At 69.5% G+C, this 17,346-nt stretch carries 16 protein-coding genes; 7 read left to right on the top strand and 9 right to left on the bottom strand.

Annotated elements, in window-relative coordinates:
* Positions 1-552, bottom strand: coding sequence for a peptide-methionine (R)-S-oxide reductase MsrB (gene msrB, locus D7147_RS05530; RefSeq protein ID WP_222864453.1), 552 nt, complete (start codon positions 550-552; stop codon positions 1-3).
* A gap of 409 nt (positions 553-961) precedes the next feature.
* On the opposite strand from msrB, the gene D7147_RS05525 reads away from it, so the two are divergent.
* A complete protein-coding gene (locus D7147_RS05525) occupies positions 962-1,879 on the top strand; it encodes an NADP-dependent oxidoreductase (protein WP_120674284.1) in 918 nt (305 codons plus the stop codon).
* Between the two features lie 204 nt (positions 1,880-2,083).
* On the opposite strand, the gene D7147_RS05520 is transcribed toward D7147_RS05525, so the two are convergent.
* From D7147_RS05520 to D7147_RS05505, 4 genes are all read right to left on the bottom strand, one after another.
* Complete coding sequence (locus tag D7147_RS05520; RefSeq protein ID WP_120674282.1) at positions 2,084-2,494, bottom strand: GNAT family N-acetyltransferase; 411 nt, start codon at positions 2,492-2,494, stop codon at positions 2,084-2,086.
* A 150-nt stretch (positions 2,495-2,644) separates the two neighbouring features.
* Complete coding sequence (locus D7147_RS05515) at positions 2,645-2,938, bottom strand: DUF6510 family protein (protein ID WP_120674280.1); 294 nt, start codon at positions 2,936-2,938, stop codon at positions 2,645-2,647.
* Positions 2,939-2,940: 2 nt separating this feature from the next.
* The gene (locus tag D7147_RS05510) at positions 2,941-3,681 is read right to left on the bottom strand and encodes an FAD-binding oxidoreductase (RefSeq protein ID WP_120674278.1); all 741 of its coding nucleotides are present in this window, start codon (positions 3,679-3,681) and stop codon (positions 2,941-2,943) included.
* A complete protein-coding gene (locus tag D7147_RS05505; protein ID WP_120674276.1) occupies positions 3,651-4,247 on the bottom strand; it encodes a sulfite oxidase-like oxidoreductase in 597 nt (198 codons plus the stop codon). The genes D7147_RS05510 and D7147_RS05505 overlap by 31 nt, the downstream gene beginning before the upstream one ends.
* Positions 4,248-4,605: 358 nt before the next feature.
* Between D7147_RS05505 and D7147_RS05500 the strand changes: the two genes are divergently transcribed.
* Positions 4,606-4,935: a hypothetical protein gene (locus D7147_RS05500; RefSeq protein ID WP_233562951.1), complete on the top strand. Its 330-nt coding sequence runs from the start codon at positions 4,606-4,608 to the stop codon at positions 4,933-4,935.
* 25 nt (positions 4,936-4,960) lie between these two features.
* On the opposite strand, the gene D7147_RS05495 is transcribed toward D7147_RS05500, so the two are convergent.
* The gene (locus D7147_RS05495; RefSeq protein WP_120674274.1) at positions 4,961-5,185 is read right to left on the bottom strand and encodes a hypothetical protein; all 225 of its coding nucleotides are present in this window, start codon (positions 5,183-5,185) and stop codon (positions 4,961-4,963) included.
* The gene (locus D7147_RS05490) at positions 5,182-5,856 is read right to left on the bottom strand and encodes an RNA polymerase sigma factor (RefSeq protein WP_120675218.1); all 675 of its coding nucleotides are present in this window, start codon (positions 5,854-5,856) and stop codon (positions 5,182-5,184) included. The genes D7147_RS05495 and D7147_RS05490 overlap by 4 nt, the downstream gene beginning before the upstream one ends.
* Positions 5,857-6,081: 225 nt before the next feature.
* Here D7147_RS05490 and D7147_RS05485 point away from each other — a divergent pair, with 225 nt between their 5' ends.
* From D7147_RS05485 to D7147_RS05465, 5 genes are all read left to right on the top strand, one after another.
* Entirely contained in the window at positions 6,082-6,564 is a 483-nt protein-coding gene (locus D7147_RS05485) for a peroxiredoxin family protein (protein WP_120674272.1), read from the top strand.
* Positions 6,565-6,581: 17 nt separating this feature from the next.
* The gene (locus tag D7147_RS05480) at positions 6,582-7,661 is read left to right on the top strand and encodes a glycoside hydrolase 5 family protein (RefSeq protein ID WP_199734085.1); all 1,080 of its coding nucleotides are present in this window, start codon (positions 6,582-6,584) and stop codon (positions 7,659-7,661) included.
* Positions 7,662-7,830: 169 nt separating this feature from the next.
* The gene (locus D7147_RS05475; RefSeq protein WP_120674270.1) at positions 7,831-9,012 is read left to right on the top strand and encodes a lactonase family protein; all 1,182 of its coding nucleotides are present in this window, start codon (positions 7,831-7,833) and stop codon (positions 9,010-9,012) included.
* 170 nt (positions 9,013-9,182) lie between these two features.
* On the top strand, positions 9,183-9,752 hold the full coding sequence (locus D7147_RS05470) for a DM13 domain-containing protein (RefSeq protein WP_120674268.1): 570 nt from the start codon (positions 9,183-9,185) through the stop codon (positions 9,750-9,752).
* Between the two features lie 225 nt (positions 9,753-9,977).
* Entirely contained in the window at positions 9,978-10,847 is an 870-nt protein-coding gene (locus tag D7147_RS05465) for a DUF6745 domain-containing protein (protein ID WP_120674266.1), read from the top strand.
* Between the two features lie 125 nt (positions 10,848-10,972).
* Here the strand turns inward: D7147_RS05465 and D7147_RS05460 are convergent, their stop codons facing one another.
* Entirely contained in the window at positions 10,973-17,161 is a 6,189-nt protein-coding gene (locus tag D7147_RS05460) for a S8 family serine peptidase (protein WP_120674264.1), read from the bottom strand.
* 14 nt (positions 17,162-17,175) lie between these two features.
* The gene (locus D7147_RS32370; RefSeq protein WP_158609289.1) at positions 17,176-17,340 is read right to left on the bottom strand and encodes a hypothetical protein; all 165 of its coding nucleotides are present in this window, start codon (positions 17,338-17,340) and stop codon (positions 17,176-17,178) included.
* Between the last annotated feature and the right edge of the window lie 6 nt (positions 17,341-17,346).

The raw sequence follows: 17,346 nt of genomic DNA, 5'->3' as shown, positions 1-17,346 counted from the left end.
TTACTTGTCGTCGGTGTTCTTGTCACTGGTGAACAGCTTGCGGTACTCGCCGTACCCGGCCTTCTCCAGGTCGTCGAGGTGGACGAAGCGCAACGACGCGGAGTTGATGCAGTAGCGCAGTCCACCCTTGTCGGCGGGACCGTCGTCGAAGATGTGGCCGAGGTGACTGTCCCCGTACAGCGAGCGGGCCTCGGTCCGGATCATCCCGAGACTGGAGTCTTGGAGCTCGACGACGTTGGTCTTGCTGATCGGCTTCGTGAAGCTCGGCCAGCCGGAGCGGCTGTCGTACTTGTCGACCGATGCGAACAGCGGCTCGCCGGACACGACGTCGACGTAGATGCCGGGCTCGTGGTTGTCCCAGTAGGCGTTGGCGAACGGGCGCTCGGTGCCGTCCTGCTGGGTAACGCGGTACTGCTCCGGGTTGAGCCGCGAAACGGCCTCCGGGTTCTTGTGGTACTGGGCCTGCTCGGGCACAGCTCTCCCCTCCCCGTCTTTCGGTGCGAAGCTGAGGAACCAGGCGAAGCGCGCCTGGGCACGCAGAGGTACAGACACCTCGCGGGCCGACTCTATTCCCGCAGCCCTCGCCTTCCATGGACTATAGCGTCCAGAGACGGAGCCCAGAGGCGGCCGGCCAGCACCATCATTGGGCGCTTCAGCCTGGGATGGGTTGCACTCAACGCGGCCTCCGCCGGGCTCCGAAAGTGGACTTGACCGACCAGTTATGCCCCGACTAGGTTCGGGGCGCCCTACTGGGTGCCCCGCTGGCGGCGAAGTATCCGGCCTGCCCACCGGCTCCGAGCTAGGACCGCTGCGCCACTTTCGGAAAACCGGGTGCCACGAGCACAGTTCGCGATTCGGTGGGAAAGGAACGACCTGCCCGGCACGCGTTGATCAGTGCACGGAGCGAACCGGCGGGGTCCAGGGCGGCCGGCTGGAGACAACGAGCAAGGAGACAATTCGCATGAAAGCGATCGTGGTGACGGACCAGGCGGCAGGAACGGCTGGGATGACGCTGGTGGAGCGGCCCGAGCCGGAGCCGGCGCTGAACGACGTCGTCGTTCAGGTTCACGCGTCCGGATTCGTACCGACGGAGCTGTCGTGGCCCTCGACCTGGACCGATCGCCTCGGCCGGGACCGGACGCCGTCGATCCCCGGGCACGAACTGGCCGGAGTGGTCACCGCGCTCGGCTACGGCACCACGGGACTCTCCGTGGGACAACGGGTGTTCGGCCTCACCGACTGGACGCGCGACGGCACCCTGGCGGAGTACGTGGCCGTCGAGGCCCGCAACCTCGCGCCGCTGCCCGGTGACGTCGACTTCACGGTGGCCGCGAGCCTGCCGATCTCGGGCCTGACCGCGTGGCAGGGGCTGTTCGACCACGGCCGCCTTCGGGCGGGGCAGAGCGTCCTCGTGCACGGAGCGGCCGGCGCGGTCGGCTCGACGGTGACGCAGCTCGCACGCGAGGCGGGCGCCTACGTCATCGGCACCGGGCGCGCTGCCGACCGGCAGAAGGCGCTCGACTTCGGCGCGCAGGAGTTCGTCGACCTCGAGAACGACGCCCTCGAAGACATCGGCGGAGTCGAGCTGGTCTTCGACGTCATCGGCGGCGAGATCGGGAGGCGCTCCGCAGGCCTGGTCCGAGCCGGAGGCACGCTGGTCTCCGTCGTCGGGCCGGTCGAGACGCGGCCCGCGGACGGCCTGGCGGTCGACTTCGTCGTCGAGGCCGACCGCGCTCAGCTCGGGGAGATCGTCCAGCGGGTGCGCGACGGCCGGCTGCGGACGAACATTGGCAACGTCACGACCCTCGACGACGCCGTCGCCACCTTCAACTCGACCAAGCGGACCACCGGCAAGACCGTCGTCCGCGTTCGTCCGTAGGGCGCCAGGGACAGAGGTCCTGCCCGCCTTGTCGACCCGCGCCGACCGGGTAGGCCGGTTCGGGCGACTCGTCACTTGCGGGGCTGCGGACGTGCCCGTACACGTCCGCAGCCAGCCCTGCCCCTAGCGCGCGTAGTCCCTGCGCACCCCGGCCGACCGTGCTGCTCCAGCGATGAGCGCGACGTCAGACGCGTCGGCGTGTGTTCAACTCCCGTGCCCGGCTACGTGCGGCCCAGGGAAGACCGGGTCGAGAACGTCGGCATACTCGGGATGAGAATTGACGAACGCCGCCGTGAACGGACACGTGACGGTGGCGGTCTTGCCCTGGACGCGCAGCTCGTCGAGGACGCCCGCGACGAGCCTCCCCGCCACTCCCCTGCCTCGGAACTCGGGGAACACGGACGTCGCCGACAGGACGACGCGGTTCCCGACCCTGCTGTAGACGAGGCCGGCGGCCGTCCGGCCCCCTATCGCGGCCTCGTAGATGCCGAGCTCGCTGTTGTCGGTGATGACGAGGTCTTCCGCGTCGTGCCCGGTGGCTCCGGACAGGTTCGAGCCACCCGAATCATGCTCCGGACTGGTCAACGTGACCATGTTCTCGGCGTTGCCCGGCATATCTTCTCCTGATCTCGTTGTCTGATCAGCGGCCTGAGCGCGCTCGGTCAGGTCGCTGACAGTGCAAAGTATCTCGCCTCGGACAATACGAACCGACGTCGGAGACCCCGACGTCGTCAGGAGGAGCGCGATTGACCGAATTCTCGACGCTCAGGCGGTCGGCATCGGGAGGCTGAGGAGCAGCGCCCCACGCAGGTCGACCAGCGCGCGGTCGGCCGTACGCACCAGGCGCAGGACGACTGCCTCGCAGCCGGGGCATCGGGCGACGAGGCCGGGCGCTCGGTCGAACACCCGCATCGCGGCCAGCGGGCGGGTCGTCCGGCACCCTGCGCAGGTGAGTTCGGCGACGGTGAGGTCGGTCCCCATGATCTCGCCGAGCGGTCCGGCGAGGGCGTTGCCGTCCACCCAGGCCGCGTCGTCGCCTCCGCCGTTGATGGTCGACATGGTCATCCTCCGGTCGGTCCGAAACGTTCAGCGCGGATGTTCGCGGGATCGTGACCGACACCGACGAGCAGGTCGGCAACGGTCTCGACGAATCCGGTGGGCCCACAGACGAACGCCACCGGGTCGGCATCGCGGGGCCAGACGACCCGGGCGAGGTCGTCCGCGTCCAACCGCCGGGGTGGGACCGGAGAGCCTGCGGGCGCGACCCGGCTGTAGACGTGCGTGACTGCGACGAGCCCATCGGCTGCGGCTCCCGCAGTGGCGAGCTCCGCGGTGAAGAGCGCGTCGGACGGGGACCGGGTCGAGTAGAGCAGCCGGGTGGGGCTCGTCGCCGCACGCACCATCGACATCAGCGGCGCCACGCCGGACCCGCCGCCGATCAGCAACGCCGGGCGCGGGTCGGCGGGTCGGCGTACGAACCAGCCGCCGAGCGGCCCGCGGATCTCGATCTGGTCGCCCGGCTCCGCAACCTCAACGAGGTACGGCGAGACCTCACCGTCGGTCACCACCTGGACCGTCACTTCGAGCCGCTCGGGCCCCGGGGCGGACGAGATCGAGTAGCTGCGCTGCGCCGTGTAGCCGTCGGGGGCCGTCAACCGGACGTCGATGTGCTGGCCCGGCAGGTGACCTGTCCAGCCGTCGACGTCGAGGATCAGCGTCCGCGCCGTCGCGGTCTCCGCCCGGGTGGCGGCGACGGTAGCCGACTGCCAGGTCAGTCTGCCCGGTACCGCTGCTCGCGCCACGGGTCCCCGTAGTTGTGGTACCCGGCCGTCTCCCAGAACCCGGGCTCGTCGTCGAGACGCAGTTCCAGAGTCCGTAGCCATTTCGCGCTCTTCCAGAAGTAGAGGTGCGGAACGAGGAGACGGGCCGGCCCGCCGTGCACCGGAACCAGCGGCTCACCGTCGAACTCGTACGCCACCCAGGCCTGGCCGTCGAGGAGGTCCTCGATCGGGATGTTCGTGGTGTAGCCGCCGTAGGAGTGGGCGACGACGTACTCGGCCGCGGTCTCGACGTCGGCGAGCAACGTGTCCAGCGAGACGCCCCGCCAGCTCGTGCCGAACTTCGACCAGTGCGTGACGCAGTGGATGTCGACGGTCGGCTCGTCGGCAGGGAGGGCGGTGAACTCCGCCCACGACCACGTGCTCCGCTCGCCGGTCTCGGTGACGACGGCGAGTTCCCAGTCGTCGAGGCTGATGCGCGGCGTCGGCCCCGCCGACAGCACCGGGAAATCGTCCGTGCGGTACTGGCCGGGCGGGAGGTCGGTGTCGTCGCGTCTGCGGCCGCCGAAGCCGCGTGTGATCACTGCCATACGTCCCCCTCCAGGTGGCCGGGCGGCCACGTTCCCGCTGCCGCCCGCGCTTCCATGCAGTCGATTGGTGTCGATGTGACACCTGCCCACGGCGCCATCGCCAGCGAGTGCCCGGATGACGAGGTTCTCCATGGCGGGGACCGGGCCGTCCGTGGTCCCAGGCATATTATCTGGACTATCACGTCCAGGATAGGCTGGCCCCACGTTGCCCGGCAAACCGCAGCGGAAAGCTACCGCTGATGCCAGCAGCAGTACATACGACAACCCTGGGGAGGCGTCCTCCCGGATCCGACAGGCGCCTCCCCTGCAGAACATAAAACGGACGATAAGGTCCACGGATGATAGCTAGGAGAGTTCGATGAACCCGGTTCCCACCGGCGGAAACGTGGTCGACGGCCAGCCGGTCGCCGCGGTGGACATGATCGCCGCCCTGACCGCCGCACAGCTCGTCTTCTCCGACGGCGCGACTCAATCGTTCACGGCGGAGGGCCGGACGACCTACGTCGACAGGGGCACACCGTCAGCCGGCGAGTGGTCCGTCACGGGAGACGGGACCTTCGCCTCGTTCTGGCCGCCGACGTACCGGGCCACGTACACGATCCGGTGGATCGTCGAGGAGGGCGTACCTGTCGGCGTCAGCTTCACGGATGCCCGCAGCGGAGTCCGCTACGACGGCCGGTACCGCTGACCGCGAGGAGACGAGTGGTGGCGGCTCAGAGCCTCGGATCGGTGATCGCGGCCAGCAGACCTTCGAGGTCCTCCTGGCAGGGGCCGCAGGCGCGCAGGTGGGCGGCGACTCCTCGGTAGCGCTCTGCCGCCGCCTCGGCGTTCGTGGCGGCCAGTTCGGCGTACAGGTGCAGCATCTCCATCGCCTGGCCGCAGCCCACGTCTTCGGGGTCGGTGTGCAGGAGACGGTCGAGTGCGGACATGTCGTTCATCGCTGCGGCTCCGAGGTGTTGTCATGCGGATACCCATGAGCGGCGAGAGCGGTCCGCAGCTTACGCCGGGCGTCGAACATGATTTTGTAGATCGCGTTCCGGTTCGAGCCGAGCCGCGCGACCAGGGCGTCCAACGGTACGCCGTTCAGCACGATCTCGACGAAGACCTGGCGCTGACGCTCGGTCAGCTCCGTCTCCACCGCCCGGCGCAGCGCGGTGATCAGTTCGCGCCACTCGGACTCCCGGGCCGGGTCGAGGCCGAACCGGTCCGGCAACCGCTCCCACTCCTCGGCCTCCAATGGCACCTGCGGCCGGCGCCAGAAGTGGCGGCCGATCTTGCTCGACACCTCGAAGATCACGAACTTGTAGGCCCAGGTGCTGAAGCGGCTCTCCCCCCGGAACTGGCCGATCTTGCTGGTGATCGCCAGCAGCGCGTCGGCCGCCGCCTGGTGCGCCAGGTCGTCGAGCTCCGGGCCGTCGACGCGCAGCAACCCGCTACGGCGCCGTACCTCGCCGCGCGCGACCCGCAGCAGGAGCTCGTGCAGCCGCACGACAGCCGCCTCCCGCTCCGCGCCGCGACCACCGAGCGTGCGCACCCATTCGGCCGACTCCGGGTCGAGTCGGCCTGAGGTGTCCGGACTGTCGTCCAACGTCGTCGGGTCTGCCGGCATCACGCACCGAACTGTAGCCACGGCCGACCCGGGGCGTCCGCCGGAATCATCGACGGCGGACCGGACCGGGTCGGGCGGGCCGTGGAAGCCTTCGCGGCCCGCGATGTGACGGCGGTCTCCCGGCGGTAAGAACTCGCTCGGAACTCGTCGCCAAAGTGACATGACCGATCCGTTCGCGGCAGGACCGCTCTGGTGCCCGGCGCAAACCGAACGAGGAGATTCAGAATGAGCCTGCTACAGCCTGGTGAGCACTTTCCCGCGCTGACGCTCTCCCTACCCGACGGGGAGACCCTGCGAGTGCCCGACGCCCTCGCCGGTGGCTTCGGTGTGGTGCTCTTCTACCGCGGCTCGTGGTGCCCGTACTGCAACGCGCAGCTGCGCGCCTTCCAGCGGTCGCTGGGGAAGCTCGCCGAACTCGGCGTCAAGGTGGTCGCGGTATCGGTCGATGACGAGCCCACGACGAAGCAGACGATCGCCGAGCACGGCCTGGAGTTCCCGGTGGGTCACAGCGCCGACCCGGACGCCTTCGCCGAGGCGACCGGTGCGTTCGTCAACGACGACCCGCGGTATCTCCAGTCGACCGGGTTCGTGCTCGATCCGGAGGGCAAGGTCGTGGTGAGCGTCTACTCCAGCGGGGCGATCGGGCGCCTCGTCCCCGAGGATGTCGCCGGCCTGGTCCGTTACCTGCGCGAGCATCAGGCCGCGTAGCGTCGACCACCGAGGAAGTGACCCAGGAGATGACCAGCAATCCGCCCGCCTTCACTGTGGAGCACCGCGACGGCTGGCGGTTGCGTACGCCCGGCGGTGAGCCGTTCCGCTCCATCGGGATCGTGCACGCCGACGACACCAACCTGCGCTACCCCCACAACCTCGATATTCACCGGTCCCGGTACGGCGGCTCGCGCCGACGTTGGCTCCGCGAGGGCCTGATCCCGGAGATGACGTCGTGGGGATTCAACACCGTGGGCTGGACCTCCGAGTACGTCAGCGGCAGCGGACTGTCCACGGAGGGGCGGGTCGTCGACCTGGGTCACTCGGAGGGGCTGCCGCCCGACGAACTCGCCGGCACCGGTGTGCCGTATACGCTCTCGCTGCGGGTCGCCGAGATCGAGCACTGGAACGGCGTGCCGGCGTACCGGGATCCGCGTGAGCCCGCTTTCGCACAGTGGTGCGACCACCTGGCCCGTACGCTGTGCCGGCCCGACGACCCGAACCTGCTCGGCTACTTCCTGGTCGACGTCCCCTGCTGGGGCCGGCACCCGACCGGTGCCGGCTACCCAGCGGCAGAGCTGGCGGCCATCGCCGAGGCGTACTACCGGGTTGCCAGTGAGGCGATCCGGCGGCACGACCCACACCACCTGATCCTGGGCGACCGCTACGGCGGTCGGGTCGGCGCGCCCGAGCCGGTGCTCGATGCCATGGCGTCGTACGTCGACGTTCTCTCCGTACAGCTGTTTCCCGGACCAGAGGCCGGGCGCTTGGAGGCGGCCCTGGACATGGTCGATCGGTGGCACGAACGAACCGGCAGGCCGGTCCTCATCGCCGACACCGGCAACTGGTGTCCGACCGTGATGAGCCCGGGTCGTACCGGCTCCTTCCTCAACCAACGGGAACGCGGCCTGGCTTACGCGGCCTCCGCCGACGCCTTCGCCGAGCGGCCCTGGTGCCTGGGCTGGCACTGGTGCAGCTGGTTGGAGAATCCGCACCGGGGCTTCGGGCTCAAGGACCCGTGGGACGAGCCCTACCGGGACCTCACCGACGTGGTGACCGAGACGAACTCGAGGCTGGGACGACTCGGACTGTGACGGGCCACCGTCCGTGAGACCGGCAGCATGGGCATCCGACAGGATGCTGGGACGAATATGCCGGATATCCACCTTTTGGGTAAACAGCCCGGGCGCGACGTTAGGTGGCCATAGCCTGCAAACAGGAGAGTTCTTCCCGTTTGCGGCTGTCACGACCGGAAGGTAGATCATGAAGCGCAAAACGCTCGCCACTGCCGCGCTCCTCGCCGGGCTCACCGGCGTCGGGGCGCTCCCGGGGCTCGCTCTCGCCGACGGCGGAGGACCGGAGTACCGGCACGACGACCGTGGTGGCCACGGACAGCACCACGAGGACGGCGACGACGGTGCGCTGTTCGTCCAGACGAACAAGGCGGAGGGCAACACGGTCAAGGTCTACGACCGCGACGACGACGGCCACCTCTCCCCGAAGGGCGAGTTCGAGACGGGCGGCCTCGGCGGATTCACCGTCGGCGCGCCGGGCGACGCGCTGGCGTCGCAAGGGTCGCTGATCTATCACGACGGGCTGCTGTTCGCGGTCAACGCCGGCAGCAACACCGTGACGGTGTTCCGGGTCGACGGCACCAAGCTCGACAAGCTCCAGGTCGTCTGGTCGCACGGCCTGCTGCCGGTCAGCGTGGCGGTTCGGGGCAACCTGGTCTACGTGCTCAACGCCGGCGGCGAAGGCTCCGTTCAGGGCTTCCGCCTGCACAAGGACCGGCTGTCGCCGATCGAGGGCGCGCACCGGTCACTCGGGCTGCACAACGGGAACCCGCCCGCCTTCATGACCGCCCCGGCCCAGGTCGAGATCGATCCCGAAGGCGAGTTCGTGCTGGTGAGCACGAAGGCCGCCAACGTGATGTTCAGCTACGAGATCGGCCGCCACGGCGAGCTGTCCCGACACCCCGTGATCAGCGACGCCGGCAACACCCCGTTCGGCTTCACCTTCGACACCGAGGACACACTGCTGGTCACCGAATCCGGCAGCAACGAGCTCAGCCGGTTCGAGCTGGAGAAGGACGGCGGACTCGACCAGATCGGGCCGTCGGTGCCCAACGGCCAGCAGGCGCCGTGCTGGATCCAGCGCGTCGGCGACTTCTTCTTCGTCGCCAACGCCGGCAGCTCCACCATCAGCTCCTACAAGGTCGACCGCGACGGCAAGCTCGTCCTCGTCAAGGCCGTCGCCGCCGACACCGGCGGTGGCTCGATCGACATGACCGCCAGCGACGGCTTCCTGTACGTCCAGAACGCCGCCGCCGGCAACGTGCAGGGCTACGAGGTGGGCAAGGACGGCTCCCTCAAACTCGTCACCGAGGTGAAGGGGCTGCCGAAGTTCGAGAACGGCATCGGGATGGAAGGCATCGCCGCCTCCTGAGCTCAGCTCCACCGCTGGTCCCGGCCGCAGACGCGACCGGGACCAGCGTTTGTGCGTGAAACTGCCGGAAGCGGCCGCCGTCGCACCGCATCTCGTGAGCGGAACAGCCGTAAGAATCTGGAAATGGATGGCCGCCGATTCGACGACCGGTGCGACGTACTCTGGCGAGCATGTGGACGAAGCGAGTACGGCCGCCGCTGATCTGGGCAAGCGTGACCGTGGTCGTAATCATCGCGGCCTTCGGGCTCTTCTGGTTTCAGCCGTGGAAACTGTTCACCGACACTCGCGTCGACGAGGCGCTACCGGTCGCCGAGAGGGCTCCCACACCGACCGGCTCCGCGTCCGCCGACGCTACGTCCCGCCCGGCCGCCACGAGGCCGGGCGCGAATCGCATCGTCTCCGCCGGTGACTTCATCACTCACGAGCATGAAACGACCGGCAGTGCGGAGATCGTCCGGCTCGCCGACGGCCGGCACCAGCTCGTCCTTCGCGATCTCGACACGTCCAACGGGCCGGACCTACGGGTATGGCTGACCGACCAGCCGGTGAAGAGCGGGCCGGCCGGCTGGCGGGTGTTCGACGACGGCAGCTGGATCGAGGTGGCCCGCCTCAAGGGCAACCGCGGCGACCAGGTGTACGAACTCCCGGCCTCCGTGGATCCGGCGGACTTCCGGAGCGTCTCCATCTGGTGCAAGCGCTTCAGTGTCTCCTTTGGAGCCGCCGACCTGAAAACCACCTGATCCAGCCCGTTGCGAGCACTGTGACCTTCGGTGCGGCAGCTTCGCGCGTACCCCGCCCTTGGGCCAACCGGTGCACCGTGATGCCCGACGAGGGTCTGCGCATGCGGAATGGCGTCGTCCTGCGACCGGACCGTGCAGGTGGAGAATCGCCTTGCGTCGGCGTCGCGCGGTGGGCCATAGTCGTTCCATGATCTCGTACCGGAAGGGCGGCGACGCCCTGGCGCTGTGAGCGCCCCCGCGCGGCGCAGCGACGCCGCGAATCCTCCACAGGCCGATCGCAGCGGCAGCCCTCACGACCTGTGGCAGCAGGCCATCCGAATTCGCCAGGAGTGGCTGGACCACGCCCTCTCCACCCAGCCGACTGACAGGTCGACCGCCGAGCGGTGCCTGACCGCCATCTACGCCAGGGCAGCACGGCCCCGACCTCGATTCGAATGGGTCGACTCGCCGGAGAAGGCACGCCCCCTGATCACCGGCTGGCCCACCCTCGACCAGCTCTACGAGCGCATCAGGGACCCCCGGCCGCGCGGGACACCACCGCTGGCCGGCGGCATCGCCATGATCGCCTCCCAGCTGCGTGGCGCGCTCAGCGCGGGCGTCACCCACACCGATCCCGAACTGTCACCGGTGCGCAGGAGCAAGACCAAGGAGCCGTGGCCCGAGCTGGCGCCGCTACGCGCGCTCGACAACGGAGTTCCGCTCGCTGTCGTGCTGCATCAAGGCGTACGCACGGCACTGCACCGCAGCCTCGCGCACGGGTACTACCTCCCCGTACGCGCGGCCCTCGCCGGTGACGCTCCGCTGCCCGTGTGCTGGTACGGGCAGCAGGACGCGTCATGGATCGCCTACTACGACGTGCTGCGGCGACTCGGCCTCGCCCGGTACGGGCCGGACGAAGCCGAACACCTCGACGCCTGGGCCGGCCTGGCCCGCTCCTGCGGCTGGTGGTGGCCCGGCGAGGACGTCTGCGTCGTGGTGGACCGGCCCGAAACGATACGAACCGAGCCGGTCTCCGGAACAGCGCACGACCAGATCCGGCTCCAACCTCGCGGCCTGCGCCACCGCGACGGCTGGGAGCCACTCCTGACCAGGTGACCTGAGTCGCCAGCACAGGTGCGCGAACGACGGCCGCCGCAAAGTCGGTAGGAACGGTCAGAGCCTCCACGGCAATCCTTCTCCGTGGAGGCTCTGACCACTGCTTGCGAACCGGTTCGGCTAACTCACGGGCGCGGGTCCTCCTGGACCTTCAGGGCGTTGAGGATCGGGTCGCCCTCGCCCTTCTCGCGACTGAGCTCGATCTTCAGATCGCCGCCGGCGTGCGCGACGGTGACCGTGTTCAGCTCCGCGGTCAGCGCACCCGCCCTCGCCTGGACGTCGTGGTCGTAGAGCACGACCTTGCCGTCGACCAGGACATCGAAGGCACGCTCGCCGGCCTTGACCTTCTCGATCTCCGCGAAGTCGAGGCCGATCCGGTACGTCCCGGCGGGGGCGTTCTTGAACACGTAGCTGAACGTCTTGCCGGTCCGCTGGGTGCGGAACAGCGCGTCGTCCTCGGTGCCGGCGATGTCGGCCTTGGTGGTACGCGCCTTGCCGCCGACGTAGCCCCACGGCCGCGAACCGAGCGCCTGGTCGGGCGACCAGAAGAAGCCGTCTGCATCGACGTACCCTGATCCGCCCACGTCGACGCCCCGCCAGTAGGCCGAGGTCGCCAGGCGGACCGACTTGAGCTGGGTCTCGCCCTTGCCGGCGTTCGTCGCCACGAGCACGTCCCCGACGAGTACGCCGGGCTTGACGCCGGCGTTGTCGGCCGTCGCCGTGACCGTGGTGGACGCCCCGGCCGCCAGCGTGACCGTGCCGGTCGCGGCCGCGCCCTTGAGGCTCAGCCACGGAAGGTCGGCGGCCTCGTGCCCGCCGTCGCTGGTGCGCTGCTGCTCGCTGATCCGCACCTGGAGCGGGGCGGAGCCGGTGTTGGTGACGGTCACGTCGGCCGTCGCCTTCTGGCCCTTGTCGAGGAGCCAGTCGAGGTCAGCTCCGGTGACGGTGGCGATGCCCGTGGTCAACGCCGTGTCGACGACCTCGGCCTGGTCCTTCTTGGCGATGGTCACGGGGTGGCTGGCGGTGACGTAGTTCGGCGACGACACCTCCACGGTGTTCTCGCCGACCAGCGCCTGGGCCTTCCACCGACCCTTCGCGTCGGTCGTGATGACCCGTTCACCGTTCGGCCCCTTGAGCGTGATGATCGCGCCCGCCATCGGCTTACCGTCGTTCTTGTCGGTGACCGTGCCCTCGATCGTGCCCGCGGCCGGGAGGGTGTACTCCAGCCCCAGGCCGGCCTTGAGGATGGGCTGGTCGAAGGAGTACTGACCTGCGGGGTTGCGGGTCAGGCTCTCCACGCCGACCGTCGCCGACGATCCCCGGGTGAGGGGGTTGTCGCCGCCGACGCCGTCGCCGTAGCCGATCTGGATCCGGCCGTCCGCGATCAGGGTGACCGAGAAGCTCACCCGGGCCGCCGGCTCGCCGTAGAAGGTGGCGTTGCGCCACTCAATGACCTCAGCGGCCAGGCCGTCCACCTCGGTTCTGCCGAAGTAGATGTTCGCCTCGTCGTCGACGACCAGGTCGTCCCAGAACGGGTAGATCGCGTCGAACGTGTACGGCGACGGCAGCTCCGTGTTGCTCCCCACGGCGCTGGCTCGGTCGAAGATCAGCTGGCCGTTCGTCGTCACGCACACGCCGTCCCAGGCCGTGTCGTAGAACGGGAACAGGAAGCTGGAGTCGAACCACAGCACGCCGCAGCTGTCGTCGCCGTGCCACCCGGACTCCTCAGTGCCCTGGCGGTAGAGCCCGTCGGTCACCTTCATCGAGTACGAGCGACCGGCCGGAGCCACCGGCACGGGGCCCGGGTCCGGCTGCTCGGGCTGGGGATCCGGCTCCGCCGCGTCAGCGCGCGGGTCGAGCGTCACCCGCAGCGCGGCGACGGTCGGGGCCTTCAGGCCCTTCGAGCCCCGCAGCTCCACGGTCAGCGGACCGCCCTCGTGCTTCACGACGGCGGTGCGCCAGTCGGCGGTGTTCTGCCCCACGGCCGCGGCCGGGTCGTACGCGTACTCCGTCAGCGACCCGTCCACGACGACGTCGAAGACCCGCTTACCCTTGGCCACCTTCTCGATCTCGGCGAACCCGAGATCGATCGCGTAGGTGCCCTTCGGCGCGTCCGGGAAGCGGTAGAACAACTGCTTGTCGGGCGTGGTGCGCTGCGACTGGAACAGGATGTCGTCCGTCGTGCCCTCGATCCCGGCCTTCGTGGAGGTGACCTTCGTCTTCCCCTCGTAGCCCCACGCCTTCTTGCCGGCGGGCTGGTCGGCGGACCAGGTGTAGCCGGAGCCGTCGGTGAGCTTCGCGCCGCCGGCGTTGACGCCGACCTGGTACTTCGTGGTGGTGAGCGTCACCGGGACGTACGTCTTGGACTGACGTCCGGAGTCGGACCGCACCACGATGTTCGCCCCGAGGACTCCGGGCTCGGCGTCCTTCGAGGAGATCGAGACCTTGACGGTCGTCGACGCGCCCGGGGCGAGGGTGCCGCCGGCCGAGGAGAGCGACAGCCACGGCAGGTCGGTGAGCAGGTCGTCCTCGACGTCGACCAGTACGACGTCGTCGGCGACCTGGTCCGCCGCCCACAGCGCCCCGGTCGAGTCGGTCTCGAGGCCGCCGCCCTGCGTCGCCTTCTGACCCGGGAACCACCACGCGTTGACGAGCGAGCAGTCGTCCGGGTCGACCTGCAGCAGGCGGGTGGGCCGGTTCGTGGTGAGGTCGGTGTACCAGATGGTGTCGGAGGCCTGGTTGTAGGCCAGACCCATCACCTCGGGCAGCGGCGGGGCGCAGAAGGAGAGCAGCGCGCCCGCGTTGTCGTGCGACGTCCCGGCGACGGTTCCGATCATGCCGTTCGCCCGGCCACCGACGTAGAACACGTCCTCCGTCGGGTTGTAGGCGAGTCCGGTCAGCTGCAGGGTGGACCAGTCACCCTTGACCTGCCGGGTCTCCTTCCCGGTCTTCCGGTCGAAGCAGTGGATGAAGCTGGCCGGGCTGTCCTCCATCTGGCACATGTCACCGGTCTTGGTGTCGAGCGCCATGTCGAAGGCCCGGTACGCGGGGTTCCACGACGCGTCGAAGACCTTTCCGGTCGGCTTGCCGGTCACCGTGTAGGCGGTGTTGGTCCGCTTGTTGTAGTCGTGGACCCAGACGTCGCCGTCGTACCCGACGCCGGAGGGCTCCTTCTCGGCGATCGTGCCCGGGATGGGGATCCGGGTGATGACGTCGCCGCCGGAGGTCACGCCGACCTTGCCGGCCGCCTGTGCCTCCGCGGCCTTCGCGGTCGCAGCCTTGCCGTCGGCGTTCGACGGCTTCATGCCGCTCGCGCCGGCCTTCCAGGCGGTGAGGTCGATCGTGCTGTCCGCACCCGTCCCGGTGCGCGCGGTGGCGCCCGTGGTGTCGAGCTCGGGGTGGCGCGCGGCCTCGCCCAAGGTGTACGTGAGCGGGGCGGAGCCGTTGTTGGTCAGCGTCAGCGAGCCCACACCGTTCTGGTCGGTGCCGAGCAGCGCGTCGAGGCCGTCGGCCTTCAGCCCGGCGACACCCGTGGTCAGCCGCGCGTCGACCTTGGCCTTCGCGTAGAGCTTGTCGAGGGAGAAGGGGTACGTCCCGATCTGGTAGTTCGGCGCGTCCACCGTCATGGTGTAGTCGCCGACCGGAAGCTGGCGATGCACGACGCCCGTGCCGTTGGTCGTGACGGTCTCGACGAGCCCGGACTTGTTCGAGAAGGAGACCTCGGCCCCGGCCACCGGCTGTCCGTCGTTCTGGTCGACGACCGTCGCGTCGAGGTAACCGAAGTCAGGCAGGTCGTAGGTGACGACCATCCCGTCGTGCAGCACCGGGGCGCTCTCGGAGAACCGGATGCCGTCGACGCCGGCCCAGCCCTGGATGCCGGTGGTGGCGGTGGCGCCGGCGGTCACCGGGTCGTCGGTCCCGACGCCGTCGCCGTACCCGAAGATCACGGTGCCGGAGCGGGTGAGCGTGGCCGAGTAGCTGACCGGCTCCGTGTACTCCGTCCGGGTCGGGTAGGCCCAGAGCTTGGCGTTGCGGAACTCGACGACGAACGCGTCCTCGCCGTTGACCTTGGTGGCTGCGGTGAAGACTCCCCCACCGGGGGCGAACTCCACGGGGGTCTGGAGCCAGAACGGGAAGACGCCCGCCCCGCCGCTGCCGGGTCCGGTGGAGGTGTCCGGGGAGATGACGCCGCGCAGGCTCACACCGAGGCTGTCGTGGCTGCCGTTGTAGAGCGCGATCGGGAACGGCAGCTTCACCGTCGCCCACACGCCGCTCGGGAACTCGACCGGGTCGGTGCCGCGCAGGTACTCGCCCTCGGAGACGGCGCAGCTGTAGCCGCCCTTGTCGACGACGAGCCCGACGGAGATCTCGAGCGACTCGTTCTGCGCGCCGACGGTCAGCGGGACGGTCGTGGGCGAGAAACAGGCGTTGGGCTTGACGTTCAGCGTGTACCCGCCCTCCGGAACACCGGCGACCGTGAACGCGCCGTTGGCGTCCGTGCGTACCGCCTTCAGCGGCGTGTCCTTGACGGTCACGTCGGCGTTCGGGACGGGCTGCTTCTTGTCGTCGACGACGCGGCCGCTGATGTCGTGCTTCGCGGCGGCCGTGAGCGGCAGCTTGACCGAGCTGTCCTGGCCGAGGGAGATCGTGACGTCGGCGGTCGCGGTCAGGTAGCCGAAGACCTTGGTGCTGAGCCGGTAGTCGCCGACCGGCAGGTTCGTCGTGAACCGGCCGTCCTCGTCGGTTCCGATCGACCGGCTGAACGGTCCGCTGATCGTCACCTCGGCAGCGGGGACCGGCTTGCCGTCGGCGGTGACGACACCGGTGAGGGTGCCGCCCTGCCGGGGCGCGAGCTCGAGCAGGCGGACGAGGTCGAGTCGGCCTTCGCCGTACTTGTTGTTGAAGTCGGCGGTGCCGCCGCACTCGGTGTCGTCGACGTCGACGGCCGAATCGGCGAGCAGGCGTCGGGTCTCCTCGACCTGCCCGATGAGGGTCGGGTCGTAGCTCCACAGGTCGGCGACGGCGCCGGCGACGTGGGGAGCCGCCATCGAGGTGCCGGCCATCTCGGTGTAGCTGTTGTTCGGGTACGAAGAGAGGACGGCGACGCCCGGAGCGGAGATCTCGGGCTTGATCCGGTCACCTTCGCCCTCGCCCTTGCGGGAGAAGGACGCGAGGTTGCCGTCCGAGTCGTAGGCGCCGACGGAGTAGGCGCTCGTGGCCGAGCCGGGCGAGGAGACGGTGTCGCAGGCCGCGTACGGCGTGGTGTTGCCCGAGGACCAGACGCTGAAGATGCCCGCGGCGCTCCAGGCCTCGTCGATGGCCTGGAAGAAGTCGTCGAAGGCGTGCTCGACGGTCTGGCCCCACGAGTTGTTGACGACGTGCGGGCGCTTGGACGGGTCGGGGTTGTTCCCCTGGAGGTCGGTCGGGGCGAGCAGCCACCAGCCGGACGCCAGCAGCGACTCGACGCCGCTGCTGTCGCAGCAGCCGTTCGTCGCGATCCACTGCGCGTCCGGGGCGACACCGACGTGGTTGGTGCCGTCGACGCCGACCATGGTGCCCATGGTGTGCGTGCCGTGTCCGTTGTCGTCACACGGCGCGCCCGTGCACGTGCCCCGGGTGGCCATCCAGTTGTAGTTGTGGTCGACCGTGCCGTCGGCCTTCGTGCCGCGGTACTGGTGCACCAGGGCGGGGTGGTCGAACTGGACACCCGAGTCGAGGTTGGAGACGGTGATGCCCGCACCGGTGGCGCCCATGGCCCACGCCTGCGGGGCGTGGATGGCGTCCAGACCCCACGTGACCGTGCCGTCGTCGGCGGCGGTCTTCGGGCTGGCCGGGCGGGCCGCCCGGTCGGCCGGGGTCTTCTCCTCCACGGGGTCGACCAGCGCCACCTGCGGCGTCGCGTGGATCTCGGCGACCTGCCCGACCGAGGCGACGTCGAGCGCGAGCTGCTGCGTGCCGCCCTTGACGAGCACGGCGTTGACGAGCGGGTAGGACGTGTACTTCACGCCCGCCTCGTCGAGCTCGGCGGTGACGGACGCCGCGGAGCTTTTCGCTGCTGCTTTCAGGGCGTCGTAGACGAACTGACCGCGAGCTGTCCAGTCGGTGATCTTCTTCGCCGGCCCGAGGTCGGCCTTGGTGTCGAACGTGATCCAGAAGTCGGAGGCCGGCTGCGTGCGGAAGCGGTCCTTCAGGTTCGACGCGATCTTGTTGGCGGCCGCGCCGGGATCCGGCTCGGCGGCCGACGCCGGTGGCGCCTGGATCGCGCTCAGGCCGACCGCTACGGCTAGTGTTGCCGCGAGGGCTTTGAGTCTCATGGGGGTCCTTCGGCCTACAGGGGCTGGTAGGGGTCGTGGCTCTGGTGGTCGTCGGCACCATCCGTACCGTCGGGGTCGCGGGCGTCGGAGGTGTCGCCGGGGTGCGGCTCGTGCGGCAGCTCGGGTGGTGGCTGGTGCTCGGTGGCCGAGTCGTTCCGCGCGACAGGTCGCTCAGGCATGCACTG

It is taken from the genome of Micromonospora musae (assembly GCF_003626545.1).
Classification (GTDB): domain Bacteria; phylum Actinomycetota; class Actinomycetes; order Mycobacteriales; family Micromonosporaceae; genus Micromonospora; species Micromonospora musae.
Note: the sequence above shows the minus strand (reverse complement) of the source record. Positions and strands in the feature narration are given on the sequence as shown.

Excerpts from the sequence above, each read along its gene's own strand:
- D7147_RS05525 (WP_120674284.1), top strand. The coding sequence starts at position 962 with ATGAAAGCGATCGTGGTGACGGACCAGGCGGCAGGAACGGCTGGGATG.
- D7147_RS05520 (WP_120674282.1), bottom strand. The coding sequence starts at position 2,494 with ATGCCGGGCAACGCCGAGAACATGGTCACGTTGACCAGTCCGGAGCAT.
- D7147_RS05515 (WP_120674280.1), bottom strand. The coding sequence starts at position 2,938 with ATGTCGACCATCAACGGCGGAGGCGACGACGCGGCCTGGGTGGACGGC.
- D7147_RS05505 (WP_120674276.1), bottom strand. The coding sequence starts at position 4,247 with ATGGCAGTGATCACACGCGGCTTCGGCGGCCGCAGACGCGACGACACC.
- D7147_RS05500 (WP_233562951.1), top strand. The coding sequence starts at position 4,606 with ATGAACCCGGTTCCCACCGGCGGAAACGTGGTCGACGGCCAGCCGGTC.
- D7147_RS05495 (WP_120674274.1), bottom strand. The coding sequence starts at position 5,185 with ATGAACGACATGTCCGCACTCGACCGTCTCCTGCACACCGACCCCGAA.
- D7147_RS05490 (WP_120675218.1), bottom strand. The coding sequence starts at position 5,856 with ATGCCGGCAGACCCGACGACGTTGGACGACAGTCCGGACACCTCAGGC.
- D7147_RS05485 (WP_120674272.1), top strand. The coding sequence starts at position 6,082 with ATGAGCCTGCTACAGCCTGGTGAGCACTTTCCCGCGCTGACGCTCTCC.
- D7147_RS05475 (WP_120674270.1), top strand. The coding sequence starts at position 7,831 with ATGAAGCGCAAAACGCTCGCCACTGCCGCGCTCCTCGCCGGGCTCACC.
- D7147_RS05470 (WP_120674268.1), top strand. The coding sequence starts at position 9,183 with ATGTGGACGAAGCGAGTACGGCCGCCGCTGATCTGGGCAAGCGTGACC.
- D7147_RS05460 (WP_120674264.1), bottom strand. The coding sequence starts at position 17,161 with ATGAGACTCAAAGCCCTCGCGGCAACACTAGCCGTAGCGGTCGGCCTG.
- D7147_RS32370 (WP_158609289.1), bottom strand. The coding sequence starts at position 17,340 with ATGCCTGAGCGACCTGTCGCGCGGAACGACTCGGCCACCGAGCACCAG.